This window comes from Nocardia arthritidis NBRC 100137 (genome assembly GCF_001612765.1).
Classification (GTDB): domain Bacteria; phylum Actinomycetota; class Actinomycetes; order Mycobacteriales; family Mycobacteriaceae; genus Nocardia; species Nocardia arthritidis.
Window position 1 is genome coordinate 195,810 of sequence record NZ_BDBB01000007.1, and the last position, 15,572, is coordinate 211,381.

The window sequence follows — 15,572 nt, forward strand, 5'->3', positions numbered from 1 at the left end:
AGCCGGTGACGACGGACTCGTCGCCCCTAGCCGTGGGCAGTTTCGATCCGCTACTCTCGGCGGGCCCCGCGCTCGTCTGGGCAGTGGTGTTGACCTTCGTCTTCCTCGAGTGCGCGGTGATCCTCGGGCTGTTCCTGCCCGGTGACTCGATGCTCATCACCGCGGGCATCGTAATGGCATCGCATGCTTCGGGCGAGGCGCACGTGTGGGCGCTGTCGCTGGGCGCGATGGTGGCGGCCATCGCGGGCAACCAGGTCGGCTACGTCATCGGGCACCGGACCGGACGGCATCTCGTCGCCCGCAAGAACGGCAGATACATCAACGTCCGCAATCTGCAGCGCGTCGCCGAACTGCTGCACCGGCACGGATTCGTCGCGGTGCTGATCGCCCGGTGGATCCCCTGGGTGCGCACCCTGTGCCCCTCGGTCGCGGGCGCGGCGCGAATGGACCACCGCAAATTCACCGTGGCCAGCACCGTCGGCGCGATCGTCTGGGCGCCGGTGCTGTTGCTCATCGGCTACTACGCAGGCAACTTCCTCGGGCGCGTGCCGTGGCTGATGCCGATCGTGATCGGCACGCTGGTGGTGGGCTTGATCATCGGGACGGTGCTCGGCGTGCGGCACTACCGACAGGAGATGTCGCAGCCCGCAGAGGACTTCGCGCTGGAGACGGCCCAGAGCGCGGTGCTGGAGTCCGAGAGCTGATCCGCGCTCACAGCCCCGCGGCGCTGACCTGGTAGGCAGCCTCCATGAGCAGCCAGCCGGACAACTGCACCGACATGTCGCGTCCCGGCACCTTCGACGAGGTCACCGAGCCGCCTGCGGTGAAGTAGCCGGCTCCCGCGCTGCCGCCGGGCAGTTGCGCGGGCTTGCTCCAGTCGTGCCCGAACAGTGGCTCGCCCTCCACTTGCAGCCGGTTCGCCCACGCCGCCTCGGCGGACGCGGTGACGATCGCGGCGGCCGCACGGCGGTCGGCGACCTGTTCGGAGTCCTCACCCGGCAACATCACCGCGACCAGCGCCAGGTATCGGGCCAGGATGCCGTTGAACAGGCCGCCGTCGCCCCCGCCGCCGCCGTTGACGACACCGTCGGTGGTCATGTGTTCCTCGACGGCCGCGAGCAACCGGTGCACGCGTTCGGTGTGCTTCGGATCGCCCGTCTGCACGGCCAGTTCGGTCTCCAAGCCGAGCGCCACGCCCTGGCAGTAGGTGAACACGGGGCGCTCGATCTCGCCGGAGGGCAGATGGATTCCGTCGAGGATCAAACCGGTCTCCGGATCGCGCAGCGTCGCGTCCAGCCAGTCGGCCATCTCCTGAGCGCGCTGGATGCGCCCGAGCCGTAACAGCGCGATCGCGGCGGGGCCGTTCGCGGGCGCGTTGAAATAATCCGAACCGGTGCGCCAGGGCAGGCCGCCGCCGATCTGCGGCTGCCAGCCGTCGTGCAATTGCTTCTCCAGCGCGGCCAGCGCGCTGCGCACATCGGTGCCCTGGGTGCGCTCGGCGCGTTCCAGTGCGATGGCCAGCCATGCCATGTCGTCGTAGTACCGGTTGGTCCAGCCGGTGAGATTGCGGATGCGATGCGAGCGCGCCAGCGCCGCGATCCGCCTGCGGCGCAGCGGAGTCGGCGCCCGGTTCGCGGCATCGATCGCGCATTCGATCAGATGCGCCTGCCACCAGTAGTGCCACCCACCGAAGACCCGCTCGCGCTTGGTGGCGGGCCAGCCGACCACGCCGAGTTCGGTGCCCGGCAGCGCCCACAGCGCGCGCAAGTGCCGCGAGATGATCGCTGATTCGGCCATGTCGGCCCGTTCGGACCACAGCGTCGCGGGCGCGACGGCCTCCCGGCCCGTCCGTGCCCGGACAGCCGGCGGACGCGGTACCGCGGAGCCCTTTTCGGCGTGCTCCACGCGCGGCACCTCGATGTCGTCGCTCCGCGAGGTCATGAATCAATGGTGCCAGGCCCGAACGGATTTATGCGCCCGATTTGTTACGAAAGCGATGTGCAATCGTGCCGGTGTGCTCCGGGACCGGAAGATCTCCTGCTCACACGGCCGAACACGCGGCAGGCAGTCACCACGCGGTCGTCAGATCGGCGTGTTGCCGTACCCACGCGTGCATGGCGATCCCCGCGGCCACGCCGGCGTTGATGCTGCGGGTGGAACCGAACTGCGCGATCGACACCGTCATCACGGCGGCCTGCTTGGCGTGGTCGGTGACACCGGGCCCCTCTTGACCGAACAGCAGCAGGCAGGCGCGCGGCAGTGTGACCGTCTCCAGCGGGACCGAACCCGGCACGTTGTCCACGGCGACCACCGTCAGCCCGGCGCGCTCGCTGAACGCCAGCAGCTCGCCGATGTCGGTATGGTGCCGTATGTGCTGGTAGCGGTCGGTCACCATGGCGCCGCGCCGATTCCAGCGCCGCCTGCCGACGATGTGCACGGCCGCGGCGGCGAAGGCGTTGGCCGTGCGGACCACCGTGCCGATGTTCGCGTCGTGCCCGAAGTTCTCGATCGCGACGTGGAACGGGTGCCTGCGCCGGTCGATGTCGGCGACGATGGCCTCCCGGCTCCAGTACCGGTAGGCGTCGACCACGTTGCGGCGGTCGCCCGCGGCCAGCAGTTCAGGGTCCAGGCGCGGATCGTCCGGCGGCGGCTCGGCGTGCTCGCTCGCCCACGGGCCGACGCCGTTCGGGTGCTCGCCCCACTCCGTCGGCCCTGGTAGGTCCTGCTCCGCCGCATCCGGCACCGGGTGACTCACCCCGACGATGCTAATTCCGTCCACCGCGCTCGCGACGGGTGGCCGGGCCTCCGCTCAGTAGCTGGACGAGCTACCCGCGAACGCGCCGACCAGGCCGAGCACCAGCAACAACAGCAGGAACAACAGGCTCACGCACAACAGCGCCGTCGCGATGATGCCGCAGATGTATCCCGCGTTGACGTTCCCCCGCCCACCGATGGTCCCACCGGAGGCGTCGATCTCGTTGAGCGCCCGCTTACCCATCACCCAGGCGAAGGGACCCACTAGCTGGCACAACACCAGGCTGAGAATGCCCAGGATCAGGACCGTGGTGGCTCTCGGATGGTCCGGGGGTCCGTAGGCCCCATAGGCTGGATAGCCGTACGGCTGCTGCGGCGGATAGCTCATCAGCAGGATCGTAGTAGGTGTGGCGGGCTACACCACATCTTCGGCGGGCAGCTCCATCGAACCTCGAAAGCACCGCGACGACCATGGATTCCATGACCGAGACACACGCCGAACCGACCCTCGTGCTCGCCCCGCAAGCGTCAGAACCGGAAGAGCATGTGCTGCGCACGGTGCTGCTCGCGCCGGTGCGCGCCAGGTTCTGGAAGGAACTCGTCTACGTTCTCACCGTTTTCGTGATCGGCTGCCCGGCCGTCGCCTATCTGTTCCTCGGCTTCGGGGGCGGACTGTATCTCGCGATCACCGTCATCGGCCTGCCGGTGCTCGCGGTAGTGCTGCTGGGTGGACGGGTGTGGGGCCGGATCTACCGGGCGCTGGCCAAGGACCTGCTCGGCGTCGCCGTCGCGCCGCCTCCGCCGTTCGCGCCCGCGTCCGGACTGCTCGGATTCCTCAAGAGCGCCTTCACCGATCGGGCGAGCTGGCGCGCGGCGCTGTTCTTGCTCGCCCAAGCGATGCTCGGCGTCGCGGTGGGATATCCGGTGCTCGTCACAGTGGCGATGACCGTGTTCATCGCGCTGTCCCCGATCCCGTGGGCGCTGATCCACCCGACCAATGTCGACGAGAACGGCGTCGAACACCAGTCGATGGTCCAGTTCGGCGACTTCTACCTCGACAGCTGGCCGAAAGTGCTTGGTTTCGCGCTGATCGGCCTGCTCGGCTGCCTGGCGTTGCCCTGGCTGCTGCGCGGCGTCTGCTGGGTGCACGGGCTGCTGACCATCGCCCTGCTCAGCGCGACGGCGCGGGACCGAAGGGTTACCGAACTGCGGGAGAGCAGGTTGACCGCGGTCGAGGACTCCGCGGCGACGCTGCGCAGACTCGAACGCGACCTGCACGACGGCACCCAGGCCAGACTGGTCACCATCGCGATGGCGCTGGGCAGGGCCGAGGAACGCCTCGCCGAGGGCGGGGATCCCAGCGATCTCATCGCGGACGCGCGCGCCGGCTCCAAGGAGGCGTTGACCGAACTGCGCGAACTGGTGCGCGGGATCCACCCGCCCGCTTTGGAATTGGGGCTGGAACCGGCTTTGGAGACGCTGACGGCGCGCTGCTCGGTACCGGTGGAGCTGCGGGTGCATCTGCCCGGACGACCGACTCCGGCCATCGAGGCGATCGCGTATTTCTCGGTCGCCGAGTTGCTGACGAACGTGGTGCGGCACGCTCGGGCCAGCGGCGCGTGGGTCTCGGTACTGCCGGGCGAGGGGCAGACCATCGTGGTGACGGTGCGCGACAACGGAATCGGCGGCGTGTCGACACCGGTGGACGGCGCGCTCGGCGCGGGTAGCGGGTTGTCCGGCCTCGCGGCGCGGGCCCGCACCGTGGACGGGACGCTGAGCGTGCGGAGCCCGGCCGGTGGACCGACCGTGGTGACGATCGTGCTGCCGCTGGCGGGGTCGCGATGAGCGACGGACTACGCATCGTGATCGCGGAGGACAGCGCCATCCTGCGCGACGGGCTGGCCGGACTGCTCACCGAACGCGGCCACGAGGTGGTCGCCATGGTCGGCGACGCGACCGCCCTCGCCGACGTGGTCGGCACGCACGGTCCCGATGTCGCGGTGGTGGACGTGCGGATGCCCCCGAGCTACACCGACGAGGGGCTGCTCGCCGCCATCGAATTGCGCCGCAAATACCCGACGACCGGCGTCCTGGTGTTCTCCCAGTGGGTCGAGACCCGCTACGCCACCGAGTTGCTCGCCGGCGGCGCGAGCGGCGTCGGCTACCTGCTCAAGGACCGGGTCGCCGACGTACGGGACTTCGTGGACGCGCTGTACCGCGTGGCCACCGGCGGCACCGCGCTCGACCCGGAGGTGGTGAGCCAACTGATGGGCGCCTCGCGTCAGCAGGATTCGCTGGCCCGCCTCAGCCGGCGCGAACGCGAGGTGCTCGAGCTGATGGCCCAAGGCCTGTCCAACAACGCCATCGCCGCCGCCCTGACCGTCACCGAACGCGCGGTGGAAAAGCATATCGGCAACATCTTCATCAAGCTCGACCTACCGCCCTCCGAGACCCATCACCGCCGCGTGCTGGCGGTATTGCGACTCAAGGGCTGACGACGCTGTGGATTGCCGGCCTGCTGTGCCAGACTGGCCCCAACGCGGTATCCGTGCGGGGAGGGGAGGAAGCGATGACCGTCGACGTGAACTGGCCTGATCATCTGCTGACCCTGGAGGACTGGATCGCGCTGCCGGAGGACAGCAGCCGGAATTACGAGCTCGTCGAGGGGGTTCTGGTCGTGTCACCGAAACCGGTGTCGCAACATCAGCGCGCTATTCTGCGGCTGGGCCCGCAGTTGGAACCGCAACTGCCCGGTATCTACGGCGTGCTGACCGACACTGAAGTGGTGATCGACGCGGGCACGCCGCCGACCATCCGAGTCCCGGACATTCTCGTGGTGCCCGAAGCTGGTATCGAGGCCAACCTGCCCCGCTATCAAGCGGCCGACGTGTTGCTCGCCGTCGAAATACTTTCGCCCGGTTCACGACGTACCGACCGGGTGACGAAATTCTTCGAGTACGCCGACGCCGGTATCGAGCACTACTGGCTGATCGACCTCGACAAGCCCACAAGCCTTGCCGCTTACCACCTCATCGGCCGTGACTACGAACTCGTCGCCGAACAGTCCGGCACCGTGACGGTCAACGTTGCGGGGACCCCGATCACGATCGATCTTGCCGCGCTGACCAGCGGTCGCGCACCCTGATAGCCCTCCACCACCGGATGTGCGGGGCCTATCCTGGAGGTCTGGCACTCGGGGTGGAGGCTGGTATGGATCACGAGCGGATATTGCGCACGGTGCTCGGAGTGACCGCCGGGTATCTGATCCTGCTGGCGCTGTGGCTGGGATGGGTGGTTCATCGGACGCCGCCGGGGACCGTGCCTTATCAGATCGTGGCGCTGGTCGGGCTGTTCGGCTCGTGCGTCGGGATCGGGATGATGCTGGCCGCGCGGCCGTCCAAGGCGGATCGCCAGTTGTGGCGGCACGGTTTGGAGGGCTGGGCGACCGTGGCGGGCGTACATCCCTTGGAACGCACCGATCATCACACCGAACTCACCGAGCTGGATCTCGAACTGACCGTGCCGGGCTCGGAAAGTTACCGGGGCACTGTCGTTTTCGACGCTACGCCAGCGGACAAACCGCGGCTCGCGGTCGGCGAGATCCTGTCCATCCGCGTCGATCCGGAGAACCGTGATCGCATCATTCTGCTGCTGTGATCACCGGTTCGACGTGCGCTTTCGGATCGGCGAGCAGAAACTGCGCGGCCGTGTAGGTCGCCAGAATCACGCCTTCGGTCACCCGGCGGGCCCGCTGACCGCGTGCGAACAATCGCCGCAGCACGATGAGCCCGTCGGAGACGGTGAACAGCAGTGCCCCGAGGCCGAGGCGGCTGCGCGGGTCGGCGCCGGGAACATTCACGCCCGCAACGTTTTTCGCGGCGGGCGCGAGCGCCGGGTCGGACGCCAGCACGGCCGCGGCGCCCAGTGTGACGCCGTAGGTCGTCAGTGGTGTGGCCACCGAGGGCGCCTTCTTCCGCAGCAACCCGGCGGCGCCCAGCCACGCGGCCACGCGCGGCACGGCCACCCGGGCGGCCGGCCTGCCGCCCATCCGCCACCACAGGGTGGCGTATCCGGCCTGCATCACCGCGAACGACGACGCGCCCGCGATCAGCTTGCGGTCGTCATCCGGATCGATCAGCAGGATGTCGCCGATGGTCGCCGCACCCAGCGACCCGATCAGCATCGTGCGCTCGGTGGAAGGCAGCTCTCTGCCCCCGGTCACCACATCGGCCGCGAGCAGCGGCATCAACAGCGGCTTCGCGACCCATTGCGCCTTCTCCCGCCCGGTGACGGCGCCGTAGACGGTGACCGCCGCCGCGACGAGATACCCGGCTCGGAACGGGCGCACGACTAGAAGCTCGGTTCGGCCGGGGCGGGCGGCAACGTGACGACCTGGCCCGCGTAGCTCAGACCGGCGCCGAAACCGAGCAGCAACGCCGTCTGCCCGCCCTTCGCCTTACCGGTGACCAGCATCTCCTCGATCGCGAGCGGAATGGACGCGGCCGAGGTATTGCCGGTGTTCTCGATGTCGTTGGCCATCGGGATCTCGTCGGCCAGTCCGAGGTTCTTCTTCATCAGCTCGTTGATCCGGGCGTTGGCCTGATGCGGGACGAAGACCTCGATATCCTCCTTGGCCACGCCGGAGATCTCGAGCGCGGTGGACAGCGCACGCGGCAGGGTGACCGCCGCCCAGCGGAAGACCCGCGGTCCCTCCATCCGCAGCGACATCCGACCGACCGGATCAACGGCCGGGTCCGTGCCCTGCATGGACTGGGCGCGGTGCATGTACTCCAGGAAGTCGATGTCCTGCATGATCGCGGCCGCGTTCTCGCCGTCGCTGCCCCAGACCGTGGGCGAGATGCCGTTGTCGTCGCTCGGGCCGACCACCACCGCGCCCGCGCCGTCCCCGAAGATCATCGCGGTGCCGCGGTCGGTGGGGTCGAGCCCGACGGTCATCGTCTCGGCGCCGATGAGCAGCACGTACTCGGCGGTGCCGGACCGGATCATATCGGCGGCCACACCGAGGCCGTAGCCGAAGCCGCCGCAGCCGGAGGTCAGGTCGAAGGCGGCGACACCGTTCATCCCGATGTCGTAGGCCACCTGCGGCGCCCCGTGCGGAGTGAGAGTCAGCCAGCTGGAGGTGGCCAGGATCACGGCGCCGATCTTCGACCGATCGACGCCGCTGTTGACGATCGCGCGCTCGCCCGCCGCCGCGGCGATCGACCGGAGCGTCTCGTCGCCGCTGATCCAGCGCCGGTTGCGGACACCGGTGCGCTCGTAGATCCACTCCTCGGTGGAGTCCAGAACCTCGCAGACCTCGGCGTTGCTGACCAGGCGCTTGGGTCGGTAAGCGCCGATTCCGAGCATCGCAACGTTTTCGCGACTCTTGTTGACTGCAATGCTCACCACTGGGGACTCACACGACCCTTCACCTTCGAAGACTTAGACCATTGTCCAGGCTATCCCAGGGCTAGATCCTTCAGGCCGAGGATCGACCGGTACTCCAGTCCTTCCGCGGCGATCACCTGGTCAGCGCCGGTTTCCCGGTCGACGACGGTAGCGACGCCGACCACGGTAGCGCCCGCCGCGCGCAGCGCCCGCACCGCGGTCAGCGGCGAATTGCCCGTCGTGGTGGTGTCCTCGACGACCAGCACTCGCTTGCCCACGATGTCCGGGCCTTCGATCTGCCGCTGCATGCCGTGCGACTTCGCCGCCTTGCGCACCACGAACGCATCGATCGGGCGACCGGGCGCGTGCATCACGGCCAGCGCCACCGGGTCGGCGCCCATGGTGAGACCGCCGACTGCGTCGAAATCCCAGTCCGCGACGAGTTCGCGGAGCAGCTTGCCGATCAGCGGGCCCGCGCCGTGGTGCAGGGTCGCGCGGCGCAGGTCGACGTAGTAGTCGGCCTCCTTGCCGGAGGACAAGGTCACCCGGCCGTGCACCACGGCGAGTTCGCGTACCAGCGCGGCCAACCTGTCCCTGTCGTTGGTAATCACGTCGATCATCTCAAGTCCTTCCGCGTGCGTTGAACAGCCCGCGATTGAGCCGGGCCCCCAGGGTTCGCGGGATCGCTCCGGCGAGGGTGGTGAGCGCTTTGTACTGCATTCCGGGCACGCTGAGCACCCGGCCCTTCTCCAGATCACGCAGTGAGCCGGCGACTACCTGCTCGACGCTCAGCCACAACGCTTCGGGCAGCGAGGACATCTCGATGCCTGCTCGCTGATGGAATTCCGTGCGGACGAATCCCGGGCACAGGGCTTGGACCCGGACTCCGGTCCCGGCCAATCCCCCTGCCAACCCTTCCGTGAAGGATACGACGTAGGCCTTGGACGCCGAATACGTCGACCCTCGTCCGGGGATGAGGCCAGCCACGCTGGCCACGTTGACGACGCAGCCGTTCGCCGCCGCGATCATCGACGGCAGCGCGGCCCTGGTGAGCAACACCACGGCGGTGACGTTGACGTCCAGTTGCGCCTGCAACTGCTCGGGCGGCAACGTCCAGAACTCACCGGAGTGCGCGAAACCGGCGTTGTTGACCAGGAATTCGACGCCCTCGGTCAGCCGCGCCGCGACCTGTTCGCGGTCCGCGGCCCTGGCCAGATCGGCGACGAGGATCTGCGAGCGGGTACCGAAGCGGTGCTCCACCTCGGTGGCGAGGGCAGTGAGACGCCGTTCGTCCCGGGCGGCCAGCACCAGGTCGTAGCCGAGCGAGGCCAGGCGGGTCGCGTAGCCGCGGCCGATACCCGAGGTCGGTCCGGTGATCAAGGCCACCGGGCGGGTGGCGCCGGGCAGCCTGGGGTGTGGATGCTCGGTCATGCGGGCGCGTGGCCGGTCACTTCGGCACAGGTCCCTGGTATGGCCGGAATCCGGGATGGAACGGTCCGCCGGGCGGGTCGGCGGGCCGCTGCCGCGACTCCGGATCGGTCCGGCCGTCGGCGTCGCGGTCCTCGCGTGGCCGCGCCTTCTCGTCCTCGCGCCCGCGGGCGCGCGTATTCGGCACGACGGCCAGCGAGGGGCGACGCGCCGGTTCCTGGCCCGGCTCGTCCGCACGCTCGTCGGTGTAGGAGTCGTCGCCGGACAGTTCGTCGTCCTCGGCCTCGGCGCGCGGCCGGTCGTCGGCGTCGTCCTCGCGCCTGCGTTCGCGGGGGCGCGGACGGCCCGGATCGTGTCCGCCGCCGTCGAAACGCGGCTCGCTGACCGGCGGCAGTACGTGCAGCAGGCCCGACAGGCGCAGCACCGCGTCGATCGCGCCTTCCCAGTCCTTGGAAGTAGTGCCGACCAGCAGCATGCCCAGCGTCCAGTTGCCCTCGCTCCAGAGCATCTGCACGGTGTCCGGCAGATTCTCGATGAAGGCGACCATGCGCTGATCGACCGCGTGCCTGGCGATTTCGGGGTTGGTGGCGAAGACCACGCGATCGCCGATCGCACCGAGCAGCTCCAGATCGTGGTCCTTGGGCGGTGCGGCCGTCTTCAACCGCATGTCCACGTCGATGTCCGAGCCGATCTGGCGGCGCACCGCGACGAGCGTCGCGGAATCCTCCAGATCGAACAGCACGAACTTCTCGCCCTTACGGATGCCCGAGACCACGTCGACCGCGGAGAGATAGCCCAATTTGGCCAGCGCGCCGCGGCGCCACGTGGACGGCAGCGCGGGTTCCACGGACACGTAGGTATAGCCCTGCGACTTCGCCCAGACCTGTCGCGCGTGACCGGTCCGCTGCCGCTGGAGCCGATCGAAATACAGCAGCACGATCGCGCCCACGAGCGCGATCGCCGCCAACCCGAACCACATTGCCGTCATCGACGCCTAGCCTAATAGTCCCGGCCGGACATGGTCCGTCATTACCCCCGCGCCGAGCCGAGCGAAAGAGAAGCGGGCACCGATTCCGCTCACCAGGTGAACGCGCGGCGCCGCCCATCGAAGGCAGCCGGGGCCGTTCATCGTCCGCCGCCGGGCAGCGAGGTACCGATGATGATCTTGGCCTGGATCGATCCGTCCGGGCCCTTGTCGCCCTGGATCATGACGAGCTCACCGGGGGCCAGATCGGACACCGCGGTGCCCGACAACGCGATCACCTGGGTGCTCGCGTCCGTGCGCACCGTGATGGTGTTGCCCATCACCGAACTGACCGTCAGAGTGCCCCCGTCGTTGGCGGTGATGGTGCCCACCGTCGCGCCGAGTCCGTCGACGTCGCCGAGGCCGGGCACGCTGGGCAGCCCGCTCGGCGGGGTCGGCTGCGCGGTCCTGGTTCCCGGCGCCGGCTTCGTCGTGACGCGCGCCGTCGTGGCCGCCGCCGTGTCGGCCGAACCGGAATCGCTGCTGCCCAGAAGCACGCCCGCGACCACCCCGATGGCTCCGATCAGCAACACCACGCCGAGGCCGAGGGCGATCCACAGGCCGGTGTTACGCTGCGGCGGCTGCGGCGGCCCCGGCGGCGGTCCGCCACCGGGCGGCATCGCGCCACCGGGCGGCCCCGCCGTGCCCGGCCACCGATCGCCGCCGCTGTCCGGATAGGCGGCCCACTGGGCGTCGTAGGCGGGGAACTCGCGCGTCGCGTTGGTGCCCGGCGGCCCCCACGCTCCGTAATGTTCGGTCGGGGGATATTCCGACGGCGCGGCGGTGCCGTACGCATCGAGGTACTCCGTGGTGTGCGCGGGGTCCCCGTATCCGGACTTGCCCGGCGGACCCAGGTGTTCGGTCGGCGCATCCTCCGGCCGCTGCCCCCAGGGATCGTTCGGGTTGGTCATGCGTTCCAGCGTAGGCTTTGTTCGCGCACTCGCGCCCGCACCTGCTGAACCGGTGTGCCCTCCGGAAGACCCGCGCCGGAGCCCGATCCCTTCCGCGCGAGGCGGCCGTCGATGGGCTCCCGTCGGTGTCGCCACCGTGCCGAGTCGATGAAACATGCTGTGCGCGAACCGAGTTGCGCAGTGGTCATCGAACCGGCCTCGCCCCGAGCGCTGCCCGGAGCGAGGCCGCTCGCTCACCGTCCGACGATCAGGCCGTCCCCGTCGGGACTGACGCTCACCTTGACGCTGTCGCCGTCGGTGACCTCGCCCGCGAGCAGTTCCTTGGCCAGGGAGTCGCCGATGGCCTGCTGGATCAGCCTGCGCAACGGACGCGCGCCGTAGGCGGCGTCGTAACCGCGCACGGCGAGCCAGAACCGGGCCGAATCGCCGACCTCCAGCTTCAGCCTGCGCTGCGCCAGCCGTTTCTGCAGCTGGTCGAGCTGGATGTCGACGATGCGCTCGAGCTGCTCCTCGTCGAGCGCGTGGAACATCACCACGTCGTCGAGGCGGTTGAGGAACTCCGGCTTGAAGGCCGAACGCACCGCGTTCATGACGAACTCGCGATCACCGCCCGCACCCAGGTTCGAGGTCAGGATGAGGATGGTGTTGCGGAAGTCCACCGTGCGGCCTTGGCCGTCGGTGAGCCTGCCCTCGTCGAGCACCTGGAGCAGGATGTCGAACACGTCCGGGTGCGCCTTCTCGATCTCGTCGAACAGCACCACTGTGTAGGGCCTGCGCCGCACCGCCTCGGTGAGCTGACCACCCTGGTCGTAACCGACGTAGCCGGGCGGGGCGCCGACCAGCCGGGCCACCGAGTGCTTCTCGCTGTACTCGCTCATGTCGATGCGGACCATGGCGCGCTCGTCGTCGAACAGGAAGTCCGCCAACGACTTCGCCAGCTCGGTCTTACCGACGCCGGTCGGGCCGATGAACATGAACGAGCCGGTCGGGCGGTTCGGATCGGCGACACCCGCGCGCGCCCGGCGCACCGCGTCGGACACCGCCTGCACCGCCTCGGTCTGACCGACCACGCGGCGGCCCAGCTCCTCCTCCATGCGCAGCAGCTTCTGCGTCTCCCCTTCCAGCATCCGGCCCACCGGGATGCCGGTCCACGACGACACCACCTCGGCGATGTCGTCCGGGCCGACCTCCTCCTTGAGCATGACCTCGCCGTCTCCGGCTGTGGCGGAAGTCTTCTCGGCTTCGTCGAGCTGCTTCTCCAGCGCCGGGATCCGGCCGTAGCGCAGTTCGGCCGCCTTGCCCAGGTCGCCGTCGCGCTCGGCGCGCTCGGATTCGCCGCGCAGCGCTTCGAGTTCTTCCTTGAGCGTGCGCACCTGGTCGATCGCGTTCTTCTCGTTCTGCCAACGGGTGGTCAGCTGGTTGAGCTTCTCCCGGTCGTCGGCGAGTTCGGCGCGCAGCTTCTCCAGCCGTTGCTTGGATGCCTCGTCGGTCTCCTTGGCGAGGGCGACCTCTTCGATCTCCAGCCTGCGCACCGCGCGCTCCACCTCATCGATCTCCACCGGGCGGGAGTCGATCTCCATGCGCAACCGCGAGGCCGACTCGTCGACCAGGTCGATCGCCTTGTCCGGCAGGAACCGGGAGGTGATGTAGCGATCCGACAGCGTGGCGGCGGCGACCAGCGCGGAGTCGGTGATGCGCACGCCGTGGTGCACTTCGTAACGATCCTTGATGCCGCGCAGGATGCCGATGGTGTCCTCCACCGACGGCTCCCCGACCAGCACCTGCTGGAAGCGCCGCTCCAGGGCCGCGTCCTTCTCGATGTGCTTGCGGTATTCGTCCAGCGTGGTCGCGCCGACCAGACGCAACTCGCCGCGAGCCAGCATCGGCTTGATCATGTTGCCCGCGTCCATCGCCGATTCGCCGGTCGCGCCCGCGCCGACGATGGTGTGCAGCTCATCGATGAACGTGATGATCTGGCCCGCGCTGTTCTTGATGTCCTCCAGCACTGCCTTGAGCCGCTCCTCGAATTCGCCGCGGTACTTCGCGCCCGCGACCATCGCGCCGAGGTCGAGCGCCACCACGGACTTGCCGCGCAGCGACTCGGGGACGTCGCCCGCCACGATGCGCTGGGCCAGGCCCTCGACGATCGCCGTCTTACCGACGCCCGGCTCGCCGATCAGCACCGGGTTGTTCTTGGTGCGCCTGCTCAAGACCTGCACCACCCGGCGGATCTCGGTGTCCCGGCCGATCACCGGGTCGAGTTTGCCGGAGCGGGCGGCTTCGGTGAGATCGGTGGAGTACTTCTCCAGCGCTTGGTAGCTGCCTTCCGGATCAGGGCTGGTCACCCGGGCGCTGCCGCGGACCGCGGTGAACGCCGAACGCAGCGCGTCGGCGGTAGCGCCGTACTTGGTGAGCAGCATGGTCACGTCGGAGTCGCCCGCGGCGAGACCGACCATCACGTGCTCGGTGGAGACGTACTCGTCACCGAGTTCGGTGGCCAGGCGCTGCGCCGCGGTGATCGCGGCGAGTGCCTCGCGGCCCAGCGGCGGTGTGGTGGTGGCGCCGGTCGCCCGCGGCAGCCGGTCCACCAGGTCCTGTGCCTCGCGGCGCACGGTCGCCGGATCCGTTCCGACGGCCTTCAGCAAGGGCGCGGCGATGCCGTCGGTCTGGTCCAGCAACGCCACCAGCAAGTGCGCCGGACGGATCTCAGGGTTGCCCGCGGCGGAGGCCGCCTGCAGGGCGGCGGTGAGCGCCGCCTGGGTCTTGGTGGTGGGATTGAACGAGTCCACGAGTCACCTTCCTACTAGTCGATTCGCACGACGCCGAGCACGATTGCGGTGCGACCGAAGCCCTCGCTTCATCTCGCCCGCTCGCCTACCGGCTCGCCGCCGTTCTTTACCGTCCAACGTCGGAAAGGTTGAGTCTGTTCCGCTCAAGTTTTAATTTTTTCGGCGCGCCCGCACGTCGCCGGGGATCGCATCGAACGCTACGCCCCGGCACCGGCGAAAGCGACGCCTCGCCGACACCGCCGATGCGGTGATTCCGCACGTCGGCGGGGTTCGGATGCCTACGATGACCTCGGCCGTCACTTGTTGCATCACTCTTCACCCCGAATCAAGGAGCGAATGGATGCGCGCGATCGTGGTACGGAAGTTCGGAGCGACGCCGGAACTGGCCGAGATGCCGATGCCCGAACCCGGACCCGGAGCCGTGCGGGTCCAACTCCAGGCGGCCGGGGTGAACCCCTTCGACCAGAAGGTGGCCTCCGGGATCCTGGACGGCAGACTCCCCCACGACTTCCCGATGATCCTCGGGGTGGACGGGGCGGGCACCGTCGCCACGATCGGCGCGGGCGTCAGCCGCTTCGCCGTCGGGGACCGGGTGGTCGGCAAGTTCCTCACACCGCCGGTAGGCCACGGCAGCTTCGCCGAGTACGCGGTGCTCCCGGAGGGCGGCACGCTGGTGCCGATCCCGCCCGGCGTGCCGACCGTCGCGGCCGCCGCGTTGCCGACCGCCGGGGTCACCGCGCAGGATCTCGTGGACGCCACGCACATCAAGCCCGGCCAGACCGTGCTGATCGTGGGCGCGACCGGCGGCGTCGGCTCCTTCCTGGTGCAACTGGCCAATATCGCGGGCGCGCACGTCATCGCGACGGCGCGCGGCGGTTCTGCCGATCAGATGACCCGGCTGGGCGCGGCCGAGACGGTGGACTACACCGCGGCCCCGGTGCGCGACCAGGTCGCCGCCGCGCATCCGGACGGCATCGACGTGCTGTTCGACCTCGTGAGCCCACCCGAGGCGCTCGCTGAACTGACCACACTGGTCCGCGACGGCGGCACCGTCTACTCCACCACCTTCGCCGCCGACGAGGCCGCGTTGCGCGCGCGGTCGATCAAGGGTGGCAACATCGAATCCCAGGGCAAAGCGCCGGAGCTGGCCAGGCTGATCCAGCGCGTCGCGGCGGGTGACGTGGTCGTGCCGATCGACGCCACCGTCCCGCTCGCGGAGGGACCCGCGGTCATCGGAGCGCCCGGCGCACGCGGCAAGACCGTGCTCGCCATCTGAGC

At 69.2% G+C, this 15,572-nt stretch carries 16 protein-coding genes; 6 read left to right on the forward strand and 10 right to left on the reverse strand.

What is annotated here, in order from left to right; translation table 11 throughout:
• The first annotated feature begins 5 nt into the window (after positions 1–5).
• Complete coding sequence (locus tag NA8_RS07615; protein WP_063049630.1) at positions 6–704, forward strand: DedA family protein; 699 nt, start codon at positions 6–8, stop codon at positions 702–704.
• Positions 705–711: 7 nt separating this feature from the next.
• Here NA8_RS07615 and NA8_RS07620 read toward each other — a convergent pair whose 3' ends face one another.
• The 3 genes from NA8_RS07620 to NA8_RS07630 all read right to left on the reverse strand — a co-directional run bounded on the left by NA8_RS07620 (position 712) and on the right by NA8_RS07630 (position 3,142).
• Positions 712–1,797, reverse strand: coding sequence for a glycoside hydrolase family 76 protein (locus tag NA8_RS07620; protein WP_063049692.1), 1,086 nt, complete (start codon positions 1,795–1,797; stop codon positions 712–714).
• Between the two features lie 271 nt (positions 1,798–2,068).
• Positions 2,069–2,755 (reverse strand): TrmH family RNA methyltransferase, encoded by a 687-nt coding sequence (locus tag NA8_RS07625; RefSeq protein ID WP_063049631.1) that lies wholly within the window; start codon positions 2,753–2,755, stop codon positions 2,069–2,071.
• Between the two features lie 54 nt (positions 2,756–2,809).
• Positions 2,810–3,142 carry a DUF4190 domain-containing protein gene (locus NA8_RS07630; RefSeq protein ID WP_063049632.1) on the reverse strand — a complete coding sequence of 111 codons (333 nt, stop codon included), beginning with the start codon at positions 3,140–3,142 and terminating at the stop codon, positions 2,810–2,812.
• A 92-nt stretch (positions 3,143–3,234) separates the two neighbouring features.
• Between NA8_RS07630 and NA8_RS07635 the strand changes: the two genes are divergently transcribed.
• From NA8_RS07635 to NA8_RS07650, 4 genes are all read left to right on the forward strand, one after another.
• Complete coding sequence (locus NA8_RS07635) at positions 3,235–4,599, forward strand: sensor histidine kinase (protein ID WP_084466597.1); 1,365 nt, start codon at positions 3,235–3,237, stop codon at positions 4,597–4,599.
• The gene (locus tag NA8_RS07640; protein ID WP_063049634.1) at positions 4,596–5,249 is read left to right on the forward strand and encodes a response regulator transcription factor; all 654 of its coding nucleotides are present in this window, start codon (positions 4,596–4,598) and stop codon (positions 5,247–5,249) included. The genes NA8_RS07635 and NA8_RS07640 overlap by 4 nt, the downstream gene beginning before the upstream one ends.
• 74 nt (positions 5,250–5,323) lie before the next feature.
• A complete protein-coding gene (locus tag NA8_RS07645) occupies positions 5,324–5,899 on the forward strand; it encodes a Uma2 family endonuclease (protein ID WP_063049635.1) in 576 nt (191 codons plus the stop codon).
• 65 nt (positions 5,900–5,964) lie between these two features.
• Positions 5,965–6,411 carry a hypothetical protein gene (locus tag NA8_RS07650; protein ID WP_063049636.1) on the forward strand — a complete coding sequence of 149 codons (447 nt, stop codon included), beginning with the start codon at positions 5,965–5,967 and terminating at the stop codon, positions 6,409–6,411.
• Here the strand turns inward: NA8_RS07650 and NA8_RS07655 are convergent.
• The 7 genes from NA8_RS07655 to clpB all read right to left on the reverse strand — a co-directional run bounded on the left by NA8_RS07655 (position 6,395) and on the right by clpB (position 14,294).
• Positions 6,395–7,102: a lysoplasmalogenase family protein gene (locus NA8_RS07655; RefSeq protein WP_063049637.1), complete on the reverse strand. Its 708-nt coding sequence runs from the start codon at positions 7,100–7,102 to the stop codon at positions 6,395–6,397. The genes NA8_RS07650 and NA8_RS07655 overlap by 17 nt on opposite strands.
• A gap of 2 nt (positions 7,103–7,104) precedes the next feature.
• Positions 7,105–8,163: a beta-ketoacyl-ACP synthase 3 gene (locus NA8_RS07660; protein ID WP_063049638.1), complete on the reverse strand. Its 1,059-nt coding sequence runs from the start codon at positions 8,161–8,163 to the stop codon at positions 7,105–7,107.
• A 50-nt stretch (positions 8,164–8,213) separates the two neighbouring features.
• Positions 8,214–8,762 (reverse strand): orotate phosphoribosyltransferase, encoded by a 549-nt coding sequence (pyrE, locus tag NA8_RS07665; RefSeq protein ID WP_040870748.1) that lies wholly within the window; start codon positions 8,760–8,762, stop codon positions 8,214–8,216.
• Between the two features lies 1 nt (position 8,763).
• On the reverse strand, positions 8,764–9,573 hold the full coding sequence (locus tag NA8_RS07670) for an SDR family NAD(P)-dependent oxidoreductase (protein ID WP_063049639.1): 810 nt from the start codon (positions 9,571–9,573) through the stop codon (positions 8,764–8,766).
• Between the two features lie 16 nt (positions 9,574–9,589).
• Complete coding sequence (locus tag NA8_RS07675; RefSeq protein WP_439957372.1) at positions 9,590–10,558, reverse strand: TtfA family protein; 969 nt, start codon at positions 10,556–10,558, stop codon at positions 9,590–9,592.
• A gap of 137 nt (positions 10,559–10,695) precedes the next feature.
• Positions 10,696–11,505 carry a DUF5666 domain-containing protein gene (locus NA8_RS07680; RefSeq protein ID WP_063049641.1) on the reverse strand — a complete coding sequence of 270 codons (810 nt, stop codon included), beginning with the start codon at positions 11,503–11,505 and terminating at the stop codon, positions 10,696–10,698.
• Between the two features lie 233 nt (positions 11,506–11,738).
• Complete coding sequence (gene clpB, locus NA8_RS07685) at positions 11,739–14,294, reverse strand: ATP-dependent chaperone ClpB (protein ID WP_063049642.1); 2,556 nt, start codon at positions 14,292–14,294, stop codon at positions 11,739–11,741.
• A 340-nt stretch (positions 14,295–14,634) separates the two neighbouring features.
• Between clpB and NA8_RS07690 the strand changes: the two genes are divergently transcribed.
• Positions 14,635–15,570 (forward strand): NADP-dependent oxidoreductase, encoded by a 936-nt coding sequence (locus tag NA8_RS07690; RefSeq protein WP_063049643.1) that lies wholly within the window; start codon positions 14,635–14,637, stop codon positions 15,568–15,570.
• Positions 15,571–15,572: the final 2 nt, after the last annotated feature.